20 protein-coding genes are annotated in these 21,831 nt (G+C 67.3%); 3 read left to right on the top strand and 17 right to left on the bottom strand.

Going from position 1 to position 21,831, the window contains the following annotated elements; genetic code table 11:
* Positions 1 to 134 precede the first annotated feature (134 nt).
* The 4 genes from EEB18_RS10005 to EEB18_RS09990 all read right to left on the bottom strand — a co-directional run bounded on the left by EEB18_RS10005 (position 135) and on the right by EEB18_RS09990 (position 7,557).
* Positions 135 to 2,912, bottom strand: a complete 2,778-nt coding sequence (locus EEB18_RS10005) for a TonB-dependent receptor (RefSeq protein WP_187141726.1) — start codon at positions 2,910 to 2,912, stop codon at positions 135 to 137.
* 153 nt (positions 2,913 to 3,065) lie between these two features.
* Positions 3,066 to 3,776: a ligase-associated DNA damage response endonuclease PdeM gene (pdeM, locus tag EEB18_RS10000; RefSeq protein ID WP_187141725.1), complete on the bottom strand. Its 711-nt coding sequence runs from the start codon at positions 3,774 to 3,776 to the stop codon at positions 3,066 to 3,068.
* Between the two features lie 74 nt (positions 3,777 to 3,850).
* Complete coding sequence (locus EEB18_RS09995) at positions 3,851 to 4,894, bottom strand: retroviral-like aspartic protease family protein (protein WP_187141724.1); 1,044 nt, start codon at positions 4,892 to 4,894, stop codon at positions 3,851 to 3,853.
* A 254-nt stretch (positions 4,895 to 5,148) separates the two neighbouring features.
* On the bottom strand, positions 5,149 to 7,557 hold the full coding sequence (locus EEB18_RS09990) for a ligase-associated DNA damage response DEXH box helicase (RefSeq protein ID WP_187141723.1): 2,409 nt from the start codon (positions 7,555 to 7,557) through the stop codon (positions 5,149 to 5,151).
* 218 nt (positions 7,558 to 7,775) lie between these two features.
* On the opposite strand from EEB18_RS09990, the gene EEB18_RS09985 reads away from it, so the two are divergent.
* Positions 7,776 to 8,222, top strand: a complete 447-nt coding sequence (locus EEB18_RS09985; protein WP_187141722.1) for a hypothetical protein — start codon at positions 7,776 to 7,778, stop codon at positions 8,220 to 8,222.
* Positions 8,223 to 8,379: 157 nt separating this feature from the next.
* On the opposite strand, the gene EEB18_RS09980 is transcribed toward EEB18_RS09985, so the two are convergent.
* From EEB18_RS09980 to EEB18_RS09970, 3 genes are read right to left on the bottom strand one after another with little or no spacing between them, the layout of a single operon-like run.
* Entirely contained in the window at positions 8,380 to 8,847 is a 468-nt protein-coding gene (locus EEB18_RS09980) for an SRPBCC domain-containing protein (RefSeq protein ID WP_187141721.1), read from the bottom strand.
* The gene (locus EEB18_RS09975; RefSeq protein WP_187141720.1) at positions 8,844 to 9,185 is read right to left on the bottom strand and encodes an ArsR/SmtB family transcription factor; all 342 of its coding nucleotides are present in this window, start codon (positions 9,183 to 9,185) and stop codon (positions 8,844 to 8,846) included. Before EEB18_RS09975 ends, EEB18_RS09980 begins: the two co-directional genes overlap by 4 nt.
* Positions 9,182 to 9,655 (bottom strand): VOC family protein, encoded by a 474-nt coding sequence (locus tag EEB18_RS09970; RefSeq protein WP_187141719.1) that lies wholly within the window; start codon positions 9,653 to 9,655, stop codon positions 9,182 to 9,184. The genes EEB18_RS09975 and EEB18_RS09970 overlap by 4 nt, the downstream gene beginning before the upstream one ends.
* Positions 9,656 to 9,753: 98 nt before the next feature.
* Between EEB18_RS09970 and EEB18_RS09965 the strand changes: the two genes are divergently transcribed.
* Complete coding sequence (locus EEB18_RS09965) at positions 9,754 to 10,683, top strand: glutaminase (RefSeq protein ID WP_187141718.1); 930 nt, start codon at positions 9,754 to 9,756, stop codon at positions 10,681 to 10,683.
* A 10-nt stretch (positions 10,684 to 10,693) separates the two neighbouring features.
* On the opposite strand, the gene EEB18_RS09960 is transcribed toward EEB18_RS09965, so the two are convergent.
* Positions 10,694 to 11,083 carry a septal ring lytic transglycosylase RlpA family protein gene (locus EEB18_RS09960; RefSeq protein WP_056341575.1) on the bottom strand — a complete coding sequence of 130 codons (390 nt, stop codon included), beginning with the start codon at positions 11,081 to 11,083 and terminating at the stop codon, positions 10,694 to 10,696.
* A gap of 89 nt (positions 11,084 to 11,172) precedes the next feature.
* Positions 11,173 to 13,746: a DNA topoisomerase (ATP-hydrolyzing) subunit B gene (gyrB, locus tag EEB18_RS09955; RefSeq protein ID WP_187141717.1), complete on the bottom strand. Its 2,574-nt coding sequence runs from the start codon at positions 13,744 to 13,746 to the stop codon at positions 11,173 to 11,175.
* A gap of 106 nt (positions 13,747 to 13,852) precedes the next feature.
* On the opposite strand from gyrB, the gene EEB18_RS09950 reads away from it, so the two are divergent.
* Positions 13,853 to 14,287, top strand: a complete 435-nt coding sequence (locus EEB18_RS09950) for a hypothetical protein (RefSeq protein ID WP_056341569.1) — start codon at positions 13,853 to 13,855, stop codon at positions 14,285 to 14,287.
* A 39-nt stretch (positions 14,288 to 14,326) separates the two neighbouring features.
* On the opposite strand, the gene EEB18_RS09945 is transcribed toward EEB18_RS09950, so the two are convergent.
* From EEB18_RS09945 to EEB18_RS09910, 8 genes are all read right to left on the bottom strand, one after another.
* Complete coding sequence (locus EEB18_RS09945) at positions 14,327 to 14,851, bottom strand: hypothetical protein (protein ID WP_187669109.1); 525 nt, start codon at positions 14,849 to 14,851, stop codon at positions 14,327 to 14,329.
* Positions 14,848 to 15,549: a nitroreductase gene (locus EEB18_RS09940; RefSeq protein ID WP_187142439.1), complete on the bottom strand. Its 702-nt coding sequence runs from the start codon at positions 15,547 to 15,549 to the stop codon at positions 14,848 to 14,850. The genes EEB18_RS09945 and EEB18_RS09940 overlap by 4 nt, the downstream gene beginning before the upstream one ends.
* Complete coding sequence (locus tag EEB18_RS09935) at positions 15,536 to 16,405, bottom strand: RDD family protein (RefSeq protein WP_056341559.1); 870 nt, start codon at positions 16,403 to 16,405, stop codon at positions 15,536 to 15,538. Before EEB18_RS09935 ends, EEB18_RS09940 begins: the two co-directional genes overlap by 14 nt.
* Positions 16,402 to 17,442 carry a stage II sporulation protein M gene (locus EEB18_RS09930; RefSeq protein WP_187142438.1) on the bottom strand — a complete coding sequence of 347 codons (1,041 nt, stop codon included), beginning with the start codon at positions 17,440 to 17,442 and terminating at the stop codon, positions 16,402 to 16,404. The genes EEB18_RS09935 and EEB18_RS09930 overlap by 4 nt, the downstream gene beginning before the upstream one ends.
* A complete protein-coding gene (locus EEB18_RS09925; protein WP_187142437.1) occupies positions 17,439 to 18,770 on the bottom strand; it encodes a DUF58 domain-containing protein in 1,332 nt (443 codons plus the stop codon). The genes EEB18_RS09930 and EEB18_RS09925 overlap by 4 nt, the downstream gene beginning before the upstream one ends.
* Positions 18,767 to 19,663: an AAA family ATPase gene (locus EEB18_RS09920; protein WP_410468132.1), complete on the bottom strand. Its 897-nt coding sequence runs from the start codon at positions 19,661 to 19,663 to the stop codon at positions 18,767 to 18,769. Before EEB18_RS09920 ends, EEB18_RS09925 begins: the two co-directional genes overlap by 4 nt.
* A gap of 85 nt (positions 19,664 to 19,748) precedes the next feature.
* Positions 19,749 to 20,987, bottom strand: a complete 1,239-nt coding sequence (locus EEB18_RS09915) for a DUF4350 domain-containing protein (RefSeq protein WP_187142436.1) — start codon at positions 20,985 to 20,987, stop codon at positions 19,749 to 19,751.
* Positions 20,984 to 21,694, bottom strand: coding sequence for a DUF4129 domain-containing protein (locus EEB18_RS09910; RefSeq protein ID WP_187669108.1), 711 nt, complete (start codon positions 21,692 to 21,694; stop codon positions 20,984 to 20,986). The genes EEB18_RS09915 and EEB18_RS09910 overlap by 4 nt, the downstream gene beginning before the upstream one ends.
* Positions 21,695 to 21,831: the final 137 nt, after the last annotated feature.

Here is a 21,831-nt window from a genome sequence, read left to right as displayed (position 1 = left end):
CGTCATCCTCCCACAAGGCTTATTTTATTCTCAGGGATGATAACAAATTCCAGCGGGGAATCCACAACGAAAACCGCCCGCATCCGGTGGGATGCGGGCGGCTCTCAAGCTCCTGAAATCAGGCAGTTTGTGGTCTAGAACTTGCCGCGCAGCGTCAGACCATAGGTCCGCGGTTCGGCCAGGAACTGCGAGAAGATCTGGCGTCCGCCGGGGAAACCGTTCGCGTCGGTGAACGGTGCCGAGGTCGTGCCCGCCTGGAAGGGCGAGTTGAACGCGACCTGGGCATATTTGGCGTTGAGCAAATTCTGCGCCCAGAATTCGACCGCCCACTTCTCGTCGGGGCCGCGCACGCCGAGGCGGGCGTTGAACACGGTGTAGCTTTCCTGCTCCTTCTGCGGGAACAGGTCGGAACCGGTGTTGTACCCGCTCGTCGCACGGCCATCGATATAGACGAGGCCGGTCAGCCCGCCGCTGCCGAGTTCGGGGGTCCAGGTCATGCTCGCGGTGCCGACCAGTTCGGGCGCGTTCGACAGATTGTCGCCGGGCAGGAAGCGCAGCGCGGGGTCAAGCGGCCCGCCGGCGTTGGTGCCGACCAGGTTGCTGCGATATTTGGTCTTCGAATAGGTCATCCCCGCAGCCAGCCGGAAATCGCTGGCCAGCGCCAGCGACGTTTCGAGTTCGAAGCCTTCGGCGCGCACGCCCCAGCTCACCTTGTCCGACGCGCAGACGCCGGTCGCGGCGCTCTGGTCGCGGTCGCCGCCGGCCAGATCGGCCTCGCAGCCGTTGATGTTCTGGACCAGGAAGACCGTGCCGTTGAAGGTGTTCAGCTGGAAGCTGCTGAAATCCGACCGGAACAGCGAAACACCGACGTTGAAGCCGTTCGCCGAATATTTGGCGCCCAGTTCATAGCTGTCGACCTTTTCGGGGTCGAACTGCAAATTGTTCACCAGCGCCTGCGCGCCCGCCTGGCCGCCGAACGGCACGATCGGCGATTTCAGCGCCGAACGGTCGAGGTTGAAGCCCCCCGCCTTATAGCCGCGCGAATAGCTGGCGTAGGTGAGGAGGTCGTCGACGGGTTTCCACGACAGGATCGCGGTGCCGGTGAACTCGTCCTCGGCGCGCTTGCTGTTGATCGACACGCCATTGAGCTCGGCGGTCGAATTGCCCTGGCAGCTGAGGCCGATCAGCGCGCCCGCCAGTGCCTTGGCGGTGGCGTTGGTCGTGGTGCTGACCAGATCGTCGAGTACGAGGCCCTGGACTGTAGTGCAGGCGGTGTTGTCGTTGGTGAAGCTCGCGTTGAACTTCTTCTTGTCGTTGGTGTAGCGGACGCCGAAGGTGAAATCGATCGTGTCGGTGATGTGGAAGATATTGTGCGTGAACAACGCCCAGTTCTTGCCATTCTGATAATAGCGGTCGTTGATCGAGCCGCGGTTGTTCAGCCCGTCGAGCGCGGTGAACGCCGCGACGATGTCGGTGCCGGTCTGGCCGCCGCCGCTCGCCCCCGCGATCGTCGCCGGGCCGACACCGGGCGCGACGCACAGCGGGCTCGCCGCCGAATAAAGCGCCGCGAGGCCGCCGCCCGAAATGATGCGGCAGGTGGCGAACCGGCCGTACTGGCTGCCGAAGCGCAGGTTGTCGCGGACGGTCAGCTTTTCATTGGCGTAGAAGCCGCCGACCAGCCAGTCGAGCTTGCCGTCGAACGCCTCGCCCTGCAGGCGCAGTTCCTGGGTGAAGGTGTGGAACTGGCGATAGGCGTCGTCGTCGGGATCGCGATAGAGGATGTCGACCACGCCATAATCGACGTCGCCGGCCTGGCTCGACCGATATTGGCGATAGCCGGTGATCGAGGTCAACGTCGCGCCGCCCAGATCATAGTCGATCTGGCCCGAAAAGCCGTAATCCTTGGTCTTGCCGGCATAGCTGCGGCCCGGGCTGACCGACAGATTGCGGTCATACCCCTGGTTGAATGCCGCGAGCGGCTGGCCGAGGTCGCGCAGCACGTTGATGATGTTGTTGCCGTTCTGCTGCAACGGCGACAGCGGTACCGACGGATTGTTGAGGTTGCCGACCGCGGTGTTGACCGCGCTGCTGACATAGGTCGCGCCGCAGCATTTCTCGTCGCGATAGGTATAGTCGGCGATCAGCCGGATCGACAGCGCGTCGGTCGGTTCGAACAGCAGTTGCCCGCGCAGGAAATAGCGGTCGCGATCGTTGACGTCGGTGTTGTTCGTCGTGTCGCGATAGAATCCGTCGCGCTTCACCCAGATGCCGTCGAGGCGCGCCGCGAGGGTGTCGCTGATCGGCCCGGTGACGCTGCCGCCGAGGCGGAAATAGTCATAATTGCCATAGGTCGCCTCGGCGGTGGCGCCGAAGGTGAAATCGGGCTTTTTCGAATAGATGCTGATCAGGCCCGCCGACGAGTTGCGGCCGCCGAGCGTGCCCTGCGGGCCGCGCTGGACTTCGACGCGGTCGATTTCGCCCAGTTCGTTGAGGCCGATGCCCGAACGCGAGCGATAGACGCCGTCGATGAACACCGGGACCGAGCTTTCGAGACCGGGGTTGTCGCCGACGGTGCCGATGCCGCGGATACGCGCCGAACCATTGGCTTCACTGCCGGTCGACGACACGAGCAGCGACGGCGCGACCTGGTTGAGCTGGCGGATGTCGTTCGCGCCGCTGTTCTGCAGCGCTTCGGCGTTCACCGCCGAGATCGCCACCGGCACGTCGGCGAGGCGCTGCGCGCGTCCCTGCGCGGTGACGACGATTTCGCTGTTGCTGCTGTCGTCGGCGGTCGCCGTGTCGGTGGCGGTGTCCTGCGCAAAGGCCGGCACCGCCATGCCGATGATCGCCAGCGAGGCGCCGAGCGCACTCGTGCGCAGCAGGCGGGCAGCACAATGGGTATAGGATTTCATATTGGGCACTCCTCTCAACATTTCGTTGTTTTTATTAGGAGGCGAGCATACGCAAATTGCGCCCCCGATCCAGCCGAGGCGGCGCATTTGCGTCATGTTTTCGGCAAGTGCGGCTTTTCGGCCACAGGCGGCAAAGCCCGGTCCGGCGGGCGATCAGGCGCGGCCCGGCATTGCCGTAACGTCATCGGTGGCAGGATTGCCACAGCGCAGCGACAGCAATTTTCCGTCGGCGACCAGCATCGCGCGATAATCGCCCGCGAAATTCGCCGCGATGGCGCTGTCGCCGACATCGAGCCCGCCGGTCAGGCTGCCGAAGGCGGGCAGAATCAGCCGCTGCGCGTCGCCCGCGAAGCATGGCCGCGACACCGCCCGGCCGCGCAGGGTCAGCCGCAGCTTGGGATGGAAATGCCCCGATATCTCGGGGCGGGTCTCGCCCGCTTCGCACTGGTGGCGCAGGACGATGCCGTCGACCTCGATCTCTTCGGCGATGGTGCCGCCCCAGGCGCCGCCCGACAGGCCATCGTGATTGCCCGCGATCCAGGTCAGCGGCACCGCCCCCGTCTGGCGGCGCAATCGCTCGGCGACTGCGGGCGCGACCCGTTCGGCGGCGGCGCGGTCGTGGAAACTGTCGCCCAGGCACCAGAGCGCGCGCGCGCCGGTCTCGGCGACCAGCCGTGCCAGCCGGTCGAGCGTGTCGTGGCTGTCATAGGGCGGCAACGGCTGGCCGTGCGCAGCGTACCAGCTCGCCTTTTCCAGATGCAGGTCGGCGACGATCAGCGCGCCGTGGCGTGGCCAGAACAGCGCGCGCCCGGCGAGCGGCACGAACTGGTGGCCGGCAAAATCGAGCAGGGGCGCGGCGGGCATGGCGCCGCTATGGCGCCGCCCCGGGCATCCGTCCAGTTCTTGGCGTCCAGTTCCCGGCGTCCGGTTCCCGGCGTCTAGCTGCCCTGCGCCGACGTGTTCGCGGCGAACCGCTGGCCCGTCGCGCGGCTCGCGCCGTCGGGCAGGTCGAACACGATGCGCTTGTTCGGGAAATCGATCTCGACCCGGTCGAACAGCGCGAGGCTGTCCATGCCGAGCAGCAGCGCCGGCCGCTCCTGCAGGCCCAGCGCGCGGAATGCCTGGCTGTCGGCGAAGCTCACCGGCAGGTCGTTGACGTCCATGCCGTTGATGATGATGCGCTTGATCGCGGTGCGCGTCGCGGGCACCGCCTCGCCGGTCACCGCGCCGAGCGTGGTCGACAGGAAGGGCAGGCGGTTCGCGCGCCGCGCCGCGACCAGTTTCTGCAGCGCCAGATTGCCGACGCTCGTCTGCGCGCCGGTGTCGACGATCACGTCGATGCGTTTGCCGTCGAGCCGCGCGTCGGACAGGATCAGCCGTCCCGCCGAATTGCGCGCGGTGACGACGATCGCGTCGTCGTCGCGGATGATCGGCCGCGCGCGCTTGCGCGTTTCCAGGATCTCCATGCTCTCTTTGCGAAAATCGATCAGGATGCGCCGGTCCTCGAGCATGTCGACCCCGATCAGCCCCGCGGCCCCAAGATGGCGGCCGAAAAAGGAGGGGGCGTCGAACGCGGTCATCTGCAGGTCGGTCATCGACAGCGCCGCGACGCGAAAGCTGGGGACCGTCGCCGACCCGCCGATCGTCGCCATGCGCAGCTTGCCGCCCTCGACCAGCCCCAGCCGGTCGGCGAGTTCGCGCGCGATGATCGTGCGTTCGGCGCCAGTGTCGACGAGGAAGGAAAACGGCCCCTTGCCGCCGACCATCACCTTCACCGACATGCGCCGCGTCGCGTCGAGGTCGAACGGCTGGATGAAGGGGGTGACCTCGGCGCTCGTCACCGGCTGGGCCAGCGGATCGGCGGGGGTCGAGGCCGGCGCCGGCGCGGGCGGCGGCGCGACCGGCGGCTGGCTCGCGCCGAGCAGTGCCGGGGCGGACAGCAGCAGCGTCCAGATCATTCGCCGCCTGAGAACATGGGTCATCGCGGGCATCCTCATTATGTTATGCCGCCAGTCTACGCCTGTCGGCGGTGCGCGGCAAGCGGGGTGCGGTGCGCGGACGGAGGGTGCGGTGATGGGCGGTTCGGGGTATCCAAGCCTGCCCATATTTCCGTTCGTGTCGAGCGAAGTCGAGACACCCATCGGTAGCGCACGCCTTTGGGGTGTCTCGACTACGCTCGACACGAACGGGACTTGTGGAGGACTGTTGTCCACTCCCGCTCGGACATCCCACCTCGCTACGCGTCCCCCATCGCCGCCGCGGCCAGTTCATCCGCCAGCTCGCCCAGCAACGCATCGTCGAGGTCGGCGGCGGCGACATTTTCGCGCCCGATCAGCACCAGCACCGGCACCGCCAGCGGGCTGATCCGCGGCAGATGCTTGTGCAGCATCGTCCCCGCCGCGCGGTCGAGCAGGTCGCCCAGCCGCGCGACATCGGTCAGCCGCTCGCGCGCATCGGCCCACGCCGCTTCGAGCAGCAGATGGTCGGGCTCATATTTGCGCAGCACGTCGAAAATCAGGTCGGTCGAAAAGGTCACCTGCTTGCCGGTCTTGCGCTTGCCCGGATGCTGGCGTTCGATCAGCCCGCCGATCACCGCGACCTCGCGGAACGCGCGCTTCAGGAGGTGCGATCCCTCGACCCATTCGACGAACTCGTCCTCCAATATCGCGGCGTCGAACAGCGCGGCGGGGTCGGTCACCGGTTTCAGCGACCAGATCGCCAGCGCATAGTCCGACGCGACGAAGCCCAAAGGCTGCAACCCCGCGCGCTCCATCCGTTTCGAGATCAGCATGCCGAGCGACTGGTGCGCGTTCCAGCCCTCGAACGGATAGACGACGAGGTAATGATGATCCTCATGCGGGAAGGTCTCGACCAGCAGTTCGCCGGGCCGCGGCAGCACCGACCGATACGCCTGCATTTCGAGCCAATAGCGGACATCGTCGGGAAAACGGACCCAGCTCGCCGGATCGGCCAGAAACCCGCGCACCCGATCGGCGAGCCGCGTCGTCAGCGCCATGCGCGCGCCGACATAGGAGGGGATGCGCGCCGGGCGCGTCGTCGCGCGGACATAGAGGTCGGTGTCGCGGATCGACTCGACCTCGAGGCTCAATCCGGCGAACGCGAAGGTGTCGCCGGGGGTCAGTGTGCTCGCGAAATATTCCTCGACACTTCCCAATCTGCGCCCGTTCTTGAACCGCACGTCGAGCGTCGGGGCGTCGACGATGATCCCCGCGTTGAGCCGGTGCTGCGCCGCGAGTCGCGGGTGCGCGATGCGCCAGCGTCCTTGCCCGTCGGGGGCGAGGCGGCGGAAGCGGTCATAGCTTTTGAGCGCATAACCCCCGTCGCGCACGAAGCCGAGCAGCCGCGAAAAGGTCGTCGCATTGACCCAGCGATAGGGGGCGGCCGAGCGGATCTCTTCGAGCAACTCGTCCTCGGCGAAGGGCGCGGCGCAGGCGAGCGCCATCACATGCTGCGCCAGCACGTCGAGCGCGCCGGGGCGAAAGCGGTCGGCGTCGCGCTCGCCCGCTTCGACGGCGTCCAATGCCGCCTGCGCCTCGAGATATTCGAAGCGGTTGCCCGGCACGATCAGCGCCTTGCTTGGTTCGTCGAGCCGGTGATTGGCGCGCCCGATCCGCTGCAACAGCCGCGACGACCCCTTCGGCGCCCCCATCTGGATCACGCAATCGACATCGCCCCAGTCGAGCCCGAGATCGAGGCTCGACGTCGCGACCAGCGCGCGCAGCCGCCCTTCGGCCATCGCCAATTCCGCGCGCTGGCGTGCCTCGCGATCGAGGCTGCCATGATGGATCGCGATCGGCAGGCCGAGGTCGTTGACCTTCCACAGATCCTGAAAGATCAGCTCGGCCAGCCCGCGGGTGTTGCAAAAGATGATCGTGGTGCGGTTTTTCGCGACCTCGGCCATCACCTGATGCACCGCATATCGCCCCGAATGCCCCGACCATGGCACCGCGCCCTCGGGCAGCAGGATCGATATGTCGGGATCGGCGCCCGCCTCGCCCTCGACCAAAGCCACCGTTTCGGGGTTCGCGTCGGGGGCGAGCCAGCCGGCATATTGCACCGGATCGGCGATCGTCGCCGACAGCCCGACGCGGCGCATGTCGGGTGCGATGTGCTGCAGCCGCGCGAGCGACAGGCTCAGCAAATCGCCGCGCTTGCCCGGCGCGAAGGCATGGATTTCGTCGATCACCACCGTCTTGAGGTCGGCGAACATCAGGAAACTGTCGGGATAAGACAGCAAAAGCGACAGCGATTCGGGTGTGGTGAGCAATATGTTCGGCGGCCGGCTGCGCTGCCGCGCTTTCTTGTCCGAACTGGTGTCGCCGCTGCGGCTTTCGACGCTGATCGGCAGGTCCATGTCGGTGATCGGGCCGATCAAATTGCGTTCGACGTCGGCGGCGAGCGCTTTCAGCGGCGACACATAGAGGGTGTGGAGCCGGTCCGACGGGCTTTCGGCGAGATCGACGAGTGTCGGCAAAAACCCCGCCAGCGTCTTCCCCGCCCCCGTCGCCGCGACGAGCAAGGCATGTTCGCCGCGTGTGGCAGCGGCCAGCATATCGGCCTGATGCCGCCGCACCCGCCACCCGCGCGCGGCGAACCAGTCGGTGAAGATTTGGGGGAGCGGCATGGGGGAGATGTGGGGCTGCAAGCTGTGGGGAGCAAGCTCTTCTCCCCTCCCGCTTGCGGGAGGGGTCGGGGGAGGGCGTGTCAATTCAGGAGCGGCGCCTCACCGACAGCCCCTCCCCTAACCCCTCCCGCAAGCGGGAGGGGGACATGGCCATCGACATCCCCGCCAAAACTCGCAATACCCCACATGGGGTCGCATCCATCGGAAGGATGCTCATGTTGAAATCGATACTGGCCGCGAGCGGTGCCGCGGCGCTGCTGTTGCCGTTGCCGGTCGCCGCCGAAGAACCGATGATGAAGCTCGCGGGCATGCTCCGCTGCGCCGCGGTCTATCAGGTCACCAGCGAACGCGCGCCGAAGGATAGCGAGGCCCAGCTGACCGCGGGGCGCCATTTCCTGCAATATTATATGATCATGCTCGCGCTCGCCGAGAACAAGCCTGACGACAAGTTTGACGCCAAGACGCTGAAAACCTTGTTCGAGGCCGAAAACGCCATCGCCAATTCGGATGCCGTGCTTGCGCGGGCCGAGGGCAAGACCGACGTCTTCGCCGCCGACATCGCCACCTGCGCCGGCTTCCGCGAGCGCCAACCCGAACTCTTCGCGAGCGCCGACAGGACGATCGAAACCCTGGCCAAGGCGCAGGCGAACGCCGCGACGCAATAGGAGGAAGGCCGGCGGCCCGAGCCTGACAAGTTGCCTTATAACCCCGTTCGTGTCGAGCGAAGTCGAGACACCCCGAAGGCTGGCGTGGTCCAAGCGTGTCTCGACTTCGCTCGACACGAACGGGAATAGGGGTGGGCGGGTTTACACGAACACTCTCCTAAACCCGCGCCCCCATCGCCCCCAGCAACCCGCGCCAATGCTCGCCCAGCCGCCGCTGGAACAGCATCAGCTCGAATCCGTGCCGCGCGACATGTTTCTGCGGGATCGTATCCCAGCCGCGATGCTCGACCGTCACCCGCGTCTCGGCGCCGACCGCCTCGAAGCGCACCTCGACCTCGGTCGCCTGATCGGCGCGAAAACTTGGCAGGCGCCAGCCGAACGCCAGTCGCTCTCCGGGCAACCAGCAACGGACGCGCCCGATCTCCCACTCGGTGCCGTCGGCGAAGCGCGTGACCAGCCGTCCCTCGGGACCCGCGGGGTCGAACCGCAATGCGCCGTCACCCTTTCGCGACACTTCGAACAGCGCATGGCTCTTCCACCATAGCCCGATCTCGTGGGTGAAGACGTCGAACGCGCGGGCCGGCGTTGCCGCGACGCGCAGCGCGACGATCACCGCCGCGCTCATGCGCCGCCCTCGACATGGTGTTTGAACGCCGCGAGCTGGTCGCTCCACAGCGCCTCGGTTTCGGCGAGCCATTGCTTGAGTTCGGCGGTCGCGCCGGCCTTCAGCCGATAGATGCGCACCCGCGCGTCGAAGCTCAGGTAATTGTCCTCGACCAGCCCGCCGTCCTTCAGCGCGCGCAGATGGCGGCTCATCGCCGGCGGCGCGAGCCCGAGCGCTCCCGCAAGCTCGCCCGCGCTGTACGGGCGCGCGCCGAGCAACTCGACCGCGCGGCGGCGCTTCGGGTCGGCGAGCGCGGCGAACAGGCGATCGACGGCCTCGCTCGATCTTTCGGCGCTCAATCGTCGAGCCGCGTCTTCGTCGTGAAGCCGCCCTCGGCGTCCCACTCTTCCGCCGTCTTTTCCGCGACGGTGACGCCAAAGGTCCAGATATGCCCCTCGGGGTCCTTGGCGCGGTAGCTGCGGTCGCCATAGAATTGCGTCTCGGGCTCGGCGATGATCGCCGCCCCCGCCGCGCGCGCCCTTTCGCAATGCGCGTCGATATCCTCGCCGACCGCGAGCTGGACATGCACCGACTGGCTGTTCTTGCCGCCGATCGATTTCGGGCTCTTGTGGTCGTCGGACCATTCATTGCCGACCATCACCACCGAATCGCCATAGCCCATCTCGCTGTGCGCCAGATTGCCCTCGGCATCGAGCAGCACGAACAACGGTTCGAAGCCGAAGGCGTCCTCCAGCCAGCGGAACGCCGCCTTGCTGTCCTGATAACTCACGGCGCTCGAAAGCCCCTTGCCGCGTGGATGATCGACCATGATATCTCTCCCGATTCGCAGATGATTTCACTATCGTACAATATTTTCATAAAAATGAAAATACATGCAATCGCGAATGAAGTTGCTAGGAAAAGCGCATGACTGTCGATCTCGCCCGCTGCCTCGCCGAAGCCTATGACATCGCGCTGCCGCACCGCGGGCAGGGCAAGGTCGCCGACTATATCCCGGCGCTCGCCTGCGTCGACCCGAACCATTTCGGCATGGCGCTCGCGCTCCCCGACGGCACGATGCACGTCGCCGGCGACGCCGACACGCCCTTTTCGATCCAGTCGGTGTCAAAGGTCTTCACGCTGGCGCTCGCGCTGCGCCGCGTCGGCAGCTCGCTGTGGGACAGCGTCGGCCGCGAACCCTCGGGTAGCGCCTTCAACTCGATCGTCCAGCTCGAGACCGAGCATGGCATCCCGCGCAACCCGCTGATCAACGCCGGCGCGATCGCCACCACCGACCGGCTGATCGACGGTCGCGACGGCGATGCGGTGATCGAGGAAATCCTCGCCTTCATTCGCGCCCGGGCCGGTGACGAGGGGGTCGACATCGACCTCGACGTCGCCTTTTCCGAATCGGAAACCGGCGCCCGCAACCGCAGCCTGACCCATTTCATGGACGCCTTCGGCAACCTGCGTCACCCCGTCGAAACGACGCTCGGCGTCTATTTCCGCCAATGCGCGATCGCCATGAGTTGCACCCAATTGGCAAAGGCCGGGCTGTTCCTGACGATGGACGGCCGCGACCCGCGCACCGGCGAACAATTGGTCGAACCGCACCGCGCCCGGCGCATCAATGCGATCATGATGCTCTGCGGCCATTACGACAACAGCGGCGAATTCGCCTTCCGCGTCGGCCTGCCGGGCAAGAGCGGCGTCGGCGGCGGCATCCTCTGCATCGCGCCGGGGCAGGGCTCGATCGCGGTCTGGTCGCCGGGATTGAACGAAGCCGGCACCTCGCTGGTCGGCGCGATCGCGCTCGAACATTTCGCCTATGCCGCCGGCTGGTCGGTGTTCGACTAAGGCCGCGCCTTCAATCGTCGAGTAGGGTCAATTTCACCCGCGCCGTGCCGCTGCGGTGCATGCCGATTTCCTTCGCCGCGGCATGGCTGATGTCGATCACCCGCCCGCGCCCGAACGGACCGCGGTCGTTGATCCGCACGATAACGCTCTCGCCGTTGGCCAGGTTGGTGACGCGCACCTTGCTGCCAAAGGGCAGGGTGCGGTGCGCCGCGGTCAGGTCGTCGGGGTCGCAGATTTCGCCGTTGGCGGTGCGATTGCCCTCCAGCTCGCGGCTGTAATAGCTCGCCATCCCGCTCGAAAGCTCGGTTTCGACGACGACCCCGTCATCGCCATCGGCGTCCTGCGCGACGGCCGGAACCGCCAGCAACAGCGGCATCAGCATGGCGGCAAAGCCCCGCATGACATCCTCCCCTTTGTCCTCTGGCGGCAGCAAGCAGCCCCGGCTTGCCGAGGCAAGCCGGTCCGCGTTACGCCGCGCGGGATTTGCGGTCAGACGTCGAGATTGGCCACCGACAGCGCGTTGGTCTGGATGAAATCGCGCCGTGGTTCGACCTCGTCGCCCATCAGCCGCTCGAAGATCTCGTGCGCGATATCGGCCTGTTCGGCCTCGACGCGCAGCAGCGTGCGGTTCGACGGATCGAGCGTGGTTTCCCACAATTGCTCGGCATTCATCTCGCCCAGCCCCTTGTAGCGGCTGATCGACAGACCCTTGCGGCTGTGCGCGAAAATCGCTTCGAGCAGTTCGGACGGGCGGGTGATCGGCGTCGTCTTGCCGGTGGAGGCCGCGGGCAGGTCGCTATCGCTCGTATCGGCGTCGCTATCGGCTTCGGCGGCGGCGAGCGCCGCCGCTTCGGCGGCCTGCGCCGCGGCGCTGCTGCCCTTCACCAGGCGGCCCGGGCGGGCATAGGTGTCGGCCTGCTCGCCGGCGAGCTTGTGCAGCCGCCGCGCTTCCTGACTCGCCAGGAAGGCCGCGTCGATCGCATGATGGTCGCTGACCCCGCGCCAACGCTTTTCGAGCGTATAGCCGCCGTCCACCGCGACGATCGTCCATTTCGCCTCGCTGCCGCCGGTAAGCGCGCCCTCGGCGGCGTTGAGCCATTCGGCGGCGCGCACGCCGGCCGCGGTGCGGCCCGCGCTGTCGAGTTCGGGATCGAGCGCGCCGTTGAGCGCCAGCGCCTCGACCAGCTCGTAATTATGCCCGCGCGGCACATAACGCATCAGCGCGCGCAGCCGGCGGCCATGCTCGATCAGGTCGCGCAGGTCGTTGCCCGACCGCGCCCCGCCGCTCGTCTCGAGCATCAGCGCATCGATCCCGCCGTCGACGAGGTAATTTTCGAGCGCGCTATCGTCCTTGAGATAGACCTCGCTGCGGCCTTTCGCGACTTTGTAGAGCGGCGGCTGGGCGATGTAGAGGTGACCGCCCTCGATGATCTCGGGCATCTGGCGATAGAAGAAGGTCAGCAGCAGCGTGCGGATATGCGCGCCGTCGACGTCGGCGTCGGTCATGATCACGATCTTGTGATAACGCAGCTTTTCGAGGTTGAACTCGTCGCGGATCCCGGTGCCGAGCGCCTGGATCAACGTCCCGACTTCCTTCGACGAGATGATGCGGTCGAAACGCGCACGCTCGACGTTCAAAATCTTGCCCTTCAGCGGCAGGATCGCCTGGACATGGCGGTCGCGGCCCTGCTTGGCGCTGCCGCCTGCCGAGTCACCCTCGACGAGGAAGAGTTCGCATTTGGCGGGGTCGCGTTCCTGGCAGTCGGCGAGCTTGCCGGGCAGGCTCGCGATATCCATCGCGCCCTTGCGCCGCGTCAGCTCGCGCGCCTTTTTCGCGGCTTCGCGGGCGGCGGCGGCGTCGATCACCTTCTGGATCACGGCTTTCGCATGGGCCGGATTTTCCTCCAGCCATTCGGTCATCCGGTCGGCCATCAGGCTTTCCAGCGGCTGGCGCACTTCGCTGCTGACCAGCTTGTCCTTGGTCTGCGAGCTGAATTTGGGGTCGGGCAGCTTGACCGACACGATCGCGGTCAGCCCTTCGCGCATGTCGTCGCCGGTCAGGCTGACCTTTTCCTTCTTCAGGATGCCCGACTTGTCGCCATAGCCGTTGATCGTGCGCGTCAGCGCGGCGCGGAACGCGGCGAGGTGCGTGCCGCCGTCGCGCTGCGGGATGTTGTTCGTGAAGCAGAGGACATTTTCATAATAGCTGTCGTTCCACTCGAGCGCGACATCGATGCCGATGCCGTCGCGCTCGCTGCTGATCGCGATCGGATCGGCCAGCAACGGGGTCTTGTTGCGATCGAGATATTTGACGAAGGCCGCGATGCCGCCCTCGTAAAACAGGTCATGGCTGACATGCTCGGCGTGGCGCGCGTCGACCAGCTTGATCCGCACCCCCGAATTCAGGAAGGCAAGCTCGCGATAGCGGTGTTCCAGCTTCTCGAAATCGAATTCGAGGACATTCTTGAACGTCTCGGTCGATGCCTGGAAGGTAACGCGCGTGCCCTTCTTGCCCGCCGGGGCAGGGCCGTTGACCTTGAGCGGGCCGACCGAATCGCCATGCTCGAAGCGCATCCAATGCTCTTCGCCGTCGCGCCAGATCGTCAGCTCGAGCCATTCGGACAGCGCGTTGACGACCGACACGCCGACCCCGTGCAGGCCGCCCGACACCTTGTACGCATTATCGTCGCTGGTGTTTTCGAACTTCCCGCCGGCGTGGAGCTGGGTCATGATGACCTCGGCCGCCGAAATGCCTTCTTCGGCGTGGATGCCGGTCGGAATGCCGCGGCCATTGTCCTCGACGCTGACCGACCCGTCGCTGTTCAGCGTGATCAGGACGAGGTCGCAATGCCCCGCGAGCGCTTCGTCGATCGCATTGTCCGAAACCTCGAACACCATGTGGTGCAGCCCCGACCCGTCGTCGGTGTCGCCGATATACATGCCCGGCCGCTTGCGTACCGCGTCGAGGCCCTTGAGAACCTTGATCGAATCGGCGCCATAGGCGTTCACATTGGGCAGGTTGGCGTTGGCGCTCGGCGCGATATTTTCTGGGGTGTCCGTCATAGCGATTATATAGGGTCGGGGTCGCCAAAACCCAAGCGAAAATGCGGCTCTCGCTCCTTTCGGATCGAGCGTTGCGCGCCCGCGTCGCGGCGGCTAGTTTCGGGGCATGAAACCTCGTCTCGCCCGCTCGCTTCCCCTGCTTCTCGCGCTCTCGGTCGCGGCCTGTTCGCAGCCCGCCCCGCCGCCCGACAACGCCCCCGCCGTCGCGGGCGAACCGCTCGCCTCGCGTCCGGTGAAGACCGGGACCGAAGGGCCGCAGCTTCCCGCCTGCGCCAGCACCTCGCGCGTCAAGCCCGGCGGCACCGATGTTTATTGGGCGCCCGGCGAAACGCGCGCGGTCAAGGCGAAGCTCGCGGGGGGCACGTCGGTGTCGCTATGCGAGGCGACCGACGACGACGCCTGGTTCGGTATCGTCTTCGCCGCGCCCGGCGGCGATCCGGCCTATTGCGACGTCACGCGGCCGGTGCGCTCGGCGCGCGAATATCAGGGTCCGTGCCGCTGGGGCTGGATCAAGGGCGGGACGGTGCAGCTGGGGGCTTAAGAATTTCCGTCGCCCCCGCGTAGGCGGGGGCCGCGGTCTTTACCCGCGGCAATCCTCGATCAACCGGCCGATTTCGGACTGGACCGGCAGCGTCAGCGTGCTGCCGTTGCTTGCCTCCAGCGCGAAGCGGCCGCGGCTGAAGGCGATGCGGTCGAGCCGGGCGTCGCGATTGCCGAGCGTCACGCGGCCGCCGCTCAGCCGCAGCCGGTCGGTGCCGGCGCTGGTCCTGAGATCGACGTCGAGCGTCTCGCCGGCGCCGAGCCCGGCGCCAAGCTCGATCGAACCGCCGCTGCACGCCATCGTCACCAGCGGCGACGCGACGCCCGCTTGTGCGAAGCTCGCGGTGCGGGCCGCCGCGTCATAACGCCACTCGCCGGCATCGAGGCGCCGCTCGTCCCAGGCTTTCGCGGGAGCGGGAACCGGCGCGGGGGTCGGGCGGGGTGCCGCGGCGACCGGGGTCGGCGCGGGAGCAGGCGCCGGAGTCGGCACCGCGGTGCAACTCGCGATCGCGAGCGTCAACGGCAGGGCGATGCTGTAGCGCCACCAGGCGCGTTTTCGGCTCACGATGCAAATCCCCGGAAATCGACCACTTCGTCGATGCCAACGCGCGGCACCGGCCATTGGTTCACCGCCGCATCCTCGTCGGCGTAACCGATCGCGAGCCCGGTGAACAGGATCTGGTCGTCGCCGAGCGCCAGGGTCTCGCGGATCGTCGCGCCGTACATCGCCCAGCATTCCTGCGGGCAGCTTGCCAGGCCATGCTCGACGAGCAGCAGCATCACCGACTGCAGCCACATGCCCATGTCGGACCATTGCGGCGGCCCCATGATCCGCGAGCAATGGAGGAACAGCATCACCGGCGCGCCGAAACCGGTATAATTGTTCATGAACTGGCCGAGCCGCGCCTTCTTGTCCTCGCGCGGGATGCCGAGCGCGGCGTACAGCCCCTCGCCGACCCCGAAGCGCCGCGTTTCCCACGGCTCGGTCAGCCCCTTGGGGTAAATGTCATATTCGGGTTGATGCCCCTCGCGGCCCATAGCGATGCGCGCCGCGACCGCGTCCTTGACCGCCTGCCAGTCGCTGCCCGCGAGCACTATGGCCTGCCAGGGCTGGAGATTGCCACCCGACGGCGCACGCTGCGCGGCGGCGAAGATTTCGGTCAGCAGCGCGGGGTCGACCGGCCGATCGGTAAAGGCACGCACCGAACGCCGCTTGTGCAGCGCGTCGGTCACGGGAAGGGTGGCGGTGTCAGTCGCTGGCATATTTATCCTCTCGCCGCTTGCCGAACAGCAATTTGCGTTCGAGCCGGGCTTTCAGCTGGCGGTAATAGGAGAGGAGGAAGACATCGTCCTCCTCCGCGACCGGCCGCCCGATCTTGGCGCGGATCGTGTCCGCGACCTCGCGCATGGCGCGCGCATCGCGGATACGCAAGACCCGCTCGAGCTCCTGCAGTTCGAAAATGCCATAGACCGACAGTTCGGCCTCGCTGAACGCCATCGGCCCGGCCGCCTCGGCCTCGGCGGCGATGTCATGGTCGAGCTTCGATCGCTGCGCCATCACCACCCACGTCCCGGCGATCAGGTCGCCCATCCGCATCCGGTCCTTGTTGAACAGCAGGAACAGGCTCAGCGTCAGCGACCAGGCGACCCCGGCGAACGCGGTCCAGCCCGACACCGCATCCTCGCTCGCGCCGAAGCCCAGCATCATCAGCGGCAGGAACAGTTCGAGCTCGCGGATCAGGTTGCGCGCGACCACCGCGTCGGCGGTCAGCCGGCCGCCGTCGCGCGCGACGACGCGAATCCCCATCAGGCGCTTGCCCGGCGTCGCGGCGCGCTGGCCGAGTTCGAAGCCGATGAACCAGAAGGTCCGCAGCACGAAGAAACCGAGCAGCCAGATCATCTCGATCAGGTCGCGCGACGCGGCGGCGTCGATCCAGTCGAGGAACAGCGAGAACAGGATCATGATCGCGAGCAGGATGCCGAGGTCGACGATCAGCGCGCCGAAACGCAGCCCCGAACTCGCGATCTTGAGCTCGAGGTCGACCCCCTCGGGGGTGATGAACTGGCGGATCTTGCCTTTTTGCGCGGTCCGCATTTTCGCGTTCGCCGTGGCGCTCATGTCGCCGCGCTCCGCCGCGGGATATAATAATAGGCGAACCAGAGGAGCAGCATCACGGTGCCGATGCCATAGCGCATCACCGTGTCGGTGATCAGCTGGCGCCCGAAGCCTTCGAGCAGTCCGGCGACGAGCAGCATGATGATCACCCCGACCATCACCTTGCCCGCGGTGCGCCCGGCATCGGACGCCGCCTGCAACCGGCTGCGCGCGCCGGGAAAGACCACCGCGGCGCCGATGCGCAGTCCCGCCGCGCCCGACAAGGCGGCGGCGAACAATTCGGTGGTGCCGTGGATGAACAGCCAGCCGCCGAAATCATAGCCCAGCCCCTTGCCGGTGAACACCGCGACCATCGCCCCCAGGCTGATTCCCTGATAGAATTCGAGCATCATCGTCGGGATGCCGAAGGCGAAGCCGAGCGCGAAGGACAGGATCGACACCTGGCTGTTGTGGGTGAAGAGGAAGGTGGCGAACACGTGCAGCGCGCCGTCTTCCTCGGACGCCGCCGCCTTGCCATGGCCGATCGTCGATTGCAGAAACTCGGCGGTCGCGCGCGGGTCGCGCCCGCCCGCCATCCCCTCGTCGACGAAGCTGTAATACCAGTCGGGCTGGCTCGACACGAGCGACCAGCTGGTGATCGCGCCGAGGATGATGATCGCCGCGATGATCAGCGTTTCTTTCCACACCGCCTGCACCGCCAGCGGCCAGTCGCGGGTGAAAAAGCGCGCCATCCGGTCGAACCGCGACTGGCGCACGCCATAGATCAGGAAATAGCCGCGCATCGACAGCGCTTCGAGGTGATCGAGCAGCGCCTTGTCGAGGCTCGTCGCGCGCGCGATCGACAGCGACGACAGGGTCGCGCGGTACAGGACTGGCAGCTGGAGCAGTTCTTCGCTCGACAGTCCTTTGGCGCCGCGCTTTTCGAGCCGGGTGAGCAGCGCGTCGAAGGCGATCCAGTCGGCCTCGCGCTCGGCGCGAAAGCGCCCGGTCGAAAAGGCGGGCGCGTCGAGCGCCGCGGCGACGGGAAGGTCGGGGATCACAGGCTGCCCTCGCGCTTGATGCCCAGATAGGCGTCGACGACCCCTGCCGTCATCGTGTCGGCGGGCACTTCGAGGACGTCGGCGCCGAGCCGCTGCAACCGCGCGATCACCAGCTGCCGGTCGCGCAGCATCGCCGCGGCAACGTTCGACCTCGTGACGTCGGCGGCGCTTTCGGGGCGGCGACGTTCCTCGGTTTCCAGTTCATCGTCCTTCAGCACGACGAACAGCAGGCGGTGTTTCTTGACCAGCCGCCCGGCGGCACGGATCATCAGGTCGGCGCTCGTCGCGTCGGTGAATTCGGTGAACAGGATGATCAGCGAGCGGCGGTTGAGCTGCGCCGACAGGGTGGTCAGCGCGAGGGTGAAATTGCTTTCGACATGGGCATAGTCGACCAGGCTCGCGGCGCGCTGCAGCGCCGGGAAATCCTGGGTGTGCATGTAAGCGGGGGTCATCGCCTGCGGCTTGGCGGCAAAGGAGAACAGGCTGACCCGGTCGTTCATCTTCAGCCCGACATAGGCGAGCAGCAGCGCCGCCGACACCGCGCGGTCGACGCGCGGCATGCCGCCGACGGGTTCGGACATCGTCCGTCCGGCGTCGATCGCCAGCACGACGCGATTGTCGCGTTCGACGCGATATTCCTTGGCGAACAGCTTCACATGCCGCGCCGACGCGTTCCAGTCGATCGCGCGCCGGTCCATGCCGGGCTGATATTCCGCCAGCGCCTCGAATTCGGCGCCTTCGCCGCGCATCCGCTGCTGGCGCAGCCCGAACCAGCTGTTGCGCTGGAACAGGCGGCGCCCTTCCTCGGTCACCGCGCGCAGGCTGGGGACGACCGCGATGTTGGTGTCGACGACGAACTTGCGCTGTTTCCACACGAGGCCCAGCGGGCCGCGCCAGCGAATCCACAGGCTGTCGATCACCGCCTTGCCGCGCCGCGCGGCCGACAGGCTCAACGTCCGGACGAGCGCGCGGCGTGTGCCGTCCTCGCTTTCGGCGGCGCGCATCTCGTCCGACAGCCGCCCGCCGACCGCGAGCCGCTCATCGACCGCCAGCGCGACTTCGGCATGGCGCGGCACGCCGCGCTCGCTCGTCGCGGTGAGCCTGAGGTCGAACGGATCGCCGACCCCGACCTGGTGCGGGAAACGGGTGTCGAGCGCCAGGCCGCGCGGATGGGGACCGGCAACGCCGTCGATCAGCAGGCAGGCGGTGATGAACCCGATCCAGCCCGGCGCGACGAGCCACAGCTCGGGCCGGATCAGCCCGAGCAAAAGCGCGACCGGCGCGCCGGCCAACAGCAAGAGGACCGCGCGGCGGGTCGGGTAGATCACCGAGGCACTTCCTCGCGTTCGAGCAGCGCGGCGACGACCTGTTCGACGCTGCGCCCTTCGATCTCGGCTGCCGCCGACAGGATGACGCGGTGGCGCAGCACCCCGGCCGCGAGGCGCTGGATATCGTCGGGGATGACATAGTCGCGCCCGTCGAGCGCCGCGGCGGCGCTCGCCGCGCGCGCCAGCAGCGATGCGGCGCGCGGGCTTGCGCCGCACTCCAGGTCGGCGCTCTCGCGCGTCGCGCGGATCAGGCGGACGATATAATCGACGATCTCGTCAGCCAGCCGCACGGTCGAAATCACGTCGATCGCTTCGCCGATCGCCGCCGCGTCGGCGACCTGCGACACGCCGAAATCGGCGACCGCGGGGCTTTTGAAACGCCCGCCATGTTCGGCGACGATCCGCCGTTCCTCGGCGGCGTCGGGATAGCCGACGACCAGTTTGAACAGGAAGCGGTCGAGCTGCGCCTCGGGCAGCGGATAGACGCCCTGCTGCTCGATCGGATTCTGCGTCGCGAGCACGGTGAAGCGCGGGCTCATGCCATGCGGCTCGCCGTTGATCGTCACGCGGCGTTCCTGCATCGCTTCGAGCAGCGCCGCCTGCGTCTTGGGCGGGGTGCGGTTGATTTCGTCGGCGAGCAGCAATTCGGTGAAGATCGGCCCCTTGGTCAGCGTGAAGGCCGACGTCTGGAAGTTGAACAGGTTCGACCCCAAAATGTCGCCCGGCATCAAATCGGGGGTGAACTGGATGCGTCCGAAATCGAGCCCGGTCGCGCGCGCGAACGCCTGTGCGAGCAGGGTCTTGGCGGTTCCCGGCGGCCCTTCGAGCAGGACATGCCCGCCCGCGAGCAGCGCGATCGTCACCATGCGGGTCAGCGGACCCTGCCCGAACACCGCCTTGGCGACCTCGGCGTCGATCGCGGCGCCCAAGGCCTGCACGCGCTCGATGCCCTTGGCCCCGTCTCCCTTGGCGATCGGTTCAGCTGTCACGGATTAAGTCCTTCCTGATGTCGTGCAGCGCCTGTGCGTCTGCGAGGAATTCATGATTGTTGCGCGCGAACGGCAAGCGCCGCGCGAGCGCCGAGAAAAGATTGCTGCCGGGCGGCAAATGCCGGTCGATCCAGCCGTCGGTCGCCGCGACGTCGAGTCCGGCGGGCGCGTGGAGCCGCCGTGCGATGGCGGCGCGCAGGCTCGCGACATAATCGCCCGCCCCCTCGAGCTCGCGGCCCGCCTGCTTGATCAGGTCGGCGCTGTTGGCGATCAGGGCCGCCTTCGACACCGGGATCGCGCGCTGCGGGGTCAGCGCCGGGCCGAAGCGCGCCCACGCCTGCCAGAGCGCGAACAGCCCCGCCGCGATCAGGCAGAGCGTGATGCCGATGAAGGGCGGGACGAAGGCGAAGCGCAGCAGCGAGCGTCCGCCGCCGAGCCCGTTCAGCGTGACGTCGAAGGCGAGCCCGTCGGCGGCGTCGCCATCCTCGGCGATGGCGTCGATCAGCGTCACCGCGCCGCGCGCGCCGTCCGGCGTGGCAAAGGCGAAATTGTTGATCAGGTCGGGGTCGGCGAGGATGTAATAATCATGCGATTTCGCGCGTGCCAGCACCGCGCCGCCGCGCGGGCCGGCGGCGAGCGTTTCGATGTCGTCGCCGGCGACGGTCTGGACATTGGCGGGCAGCGCCACGCTGATGTTCCGCCCGGCGAGCCAGGCGGGCGCGGGCGCCGCCGCCGCTTTCTCGGCGCGGATGTCGACCTTGCCGAAATGTTCGGACGGCAGCAGCTTCGACGGCGGCACGATGGGATAGCCGCCGCTGACCCAGCCCGGCTTGGTGTCGGTACCGCGAAGCCGCCCCGCCCGCCATTTGGGCAGGACGATCAGCACCGGCGCCCCGCCGGCGCCGGCGATCAGCTCGGCGATTTCCTCGGGGCGCGTCTGGTGCGTCGGGGTCAGGACGACCAGCGGCTCGTAATCTTCATAGACATAGGGCTTGGTGCTGCGCCGCACGTCGACCGATGCGCCCGCGCGCTCGACCAGGTCGACGATCCCGGCATAGCCCGGTGCCGCCTTCGACAGCGCATGGCCCTTGCCGTCGTTGCCACTGCCGATCTGCGGCCCCAGCGCGATCAGCGCCCACAGCGCGATGAAGGCGACGATGCCCAGCACGACGATGCCGGCCATCAGCCGCGGGTTGAAACTGGTCTCGCCGGTTGCATTGTCGCTCATGTGCGGACCCAGTTTCGCGGCACCGTCATCTCGGCATAGGCGGTGCGGCACTGTTCCCAGGCGCCGGCGTCGATCGCGCGGCCGCCGAACAGGCTGATTTCGACCGCGCGCGCGATGCGGCTGAACGCCTCGCGCGCGACCCCGGGCAGGTCGGTCGCCGCGGCAAGGTCGCGCGAGGTCATCGCCGGCCGGACCAGCCCCGGGCGGCGATCGCTGATGTCGGCGACGCTGCGATAGAGCAGCAGGTGGACCGCCTCGGCATAGCGCCCCGCCGCCGCCAGTTCGTCGGCCTCGCCGAGCAGGATGCGTGCCGCGCCGGCCTCGGCATGGCCGGCCAGATCGGCCTCGTCGGCGAGCGCCTGGCGCTTGCGGCGATAGCGCAGGTCGTCGACCCATTGGGCAAAGGCGGGGACGAACAGATAGAGCAGCAGCAGCACGAGCAGGATGCCGCCGATCCACAGCAAGGGCTCGCCGAGCGGCGACAGCCAGTCGAACAGGCTGCGGACTGCGTCGCCCAGCGTCTTCAGCCATTCGGGGGTGTTCGGCGGCGGCGGGGGCGGTGGGAAGGCGGTCTGGATCGTGTCGCCGGCCATCGTCTGGGTATAGCCCGGTGCGACGAGTTCGGGATCGACGAGCCAACCCCCGGTCGCATCGGCGTTCGGCGGCTGCGCGGCGGCCGACGCCTGGGCGATCCACAGCGATATCATGTTGAAATAATGCTTCCGCCCCGGTGGATCATTACGACAAGTGGTAGCGCGCCCGCGGTCGCGATGGCAAGAGATGCTTGCATAGGCAAACGCGCCATCATAGCGCGCCGCGACGGCGCGCGTGATGGTTGCACCGG

This window comes from Sphingopyxis sp. OPL5 (assembly GCF_003797775.2).
Classification (GTDB): domain Bacteria; phylum Pseudomonadota; class Alphaproteobacteria; order Sphingomonadales; family Sphingomonadaceae; genus Sphingopyxis.
Note: the sequence above shows the minus strand (reverse complement) of the source record. Positions and strands in the feature narration are given on the sequence as shown.

Excerpts from the sequence above, each read along its gene's own strand:
- EEB18_RS10005 (WP_187141726.1), bottom strand. The coding sequence starts at position 2,912 with ATGAAATCCTATACCCATTGTGCTGCCCGCCTGCTGCGCACGAGTGCG.
- pdeM (WP_187141725.1), bottom strand. The coding sequence starts at position 3,776 with ATGCCCGCCGCGCCCCTGCTCGATTTTGCCGGCCACCAGTTCGTGCCG.
- EEB18_RS09995 (WP_187141724.1), bottom strand. The coding sequence starts at position 4,894 with ATGACCCATGTTCTCAGGCGGCGAATGATCTGGACGCTGCTGCTGTCC.
- EEB18_RS09990 (WP_187141723.1), bottom strand. The coding sequence starts at position 7,557 with ATGCCGCTCCCCCAAATCTTCACCGACTGGTTCGCCGCGCGCGGGTGG.
- EEB18_RS09980 (WP_187141721.1), bottom strand. The coding sequence starts at position 8,847 with ATGAGCGCGGCGGTGATCGTCGCGCTGCGCGTCGCGGCAACGCCGGCC.
- EEB18_RS09970 (WP_187141719.1), bottom strand. The coding sequence starts at position 9,655 with ATGGTCGATCATCCACGCGGCAAGGGGCTTTCGAGCGCCGTGAGTTAT.
- EEB18_RS09965 (WP_187141718.1), top strand. The coding sequence starts at position 9,754 with ATGACTGTCGATCTCGCCCGCTGCCTCGCCGAAGCCTATGACATCGCG.
- EEB18_RS09960 (WP_056341575.1), bottom strand. The coding sequence starts at position 11,083 with ATGCGGGGCTTTGCCGCCATGCTGATGCCGCTGTTGCTGGCGGTTCCG.
- gyrB (WP_187141717.1), bottom strand. The coding sequence starts at position 13,746 with ATGACGGACACCCCAGAAAATATCGCGCCGAGCGCCAACGCCAACCTG.
- EEB18_RS09950 (WP_056341569.1), top strand. The coding sequence starts at position 13,853 with ATGAAACCTCGTCTCGCCCGCTCGCTTCCCCTGCTTCTCGCGCTCTCG.
- EEB18_RS09940 (WP_187142439.1), bottom strand. The coding sequence starts at position 15,549 with ATGCCAGCGACTGACACCGCCACCCTTCCCGTGACCGACGCGCTGCAC.
- EEB18_RS09935 (WP_056341559.1), bottom strand. The coding sequence starts at position 16,405 with ATGAGCGCCACGGCGAACGCGAAAATGCGGACCGCGCAAAAAGGCAAG.
- EEB18_RS09915 (WP_187142436.1), bottom strand. The coding sequence starts at position 20,987 with ATGAGCGACAATGCAACCGGCGAGACCAGTTTCAACCCGCGGCTGATG.
- EEB18_RS09910 (WP_187669108.1), bottom strand. The coding sequence starts at position 21,694 with ATGATATCGCTGTGGATCGCCCAGGCGTCGGCCGCCGCGCAGCCGCCG.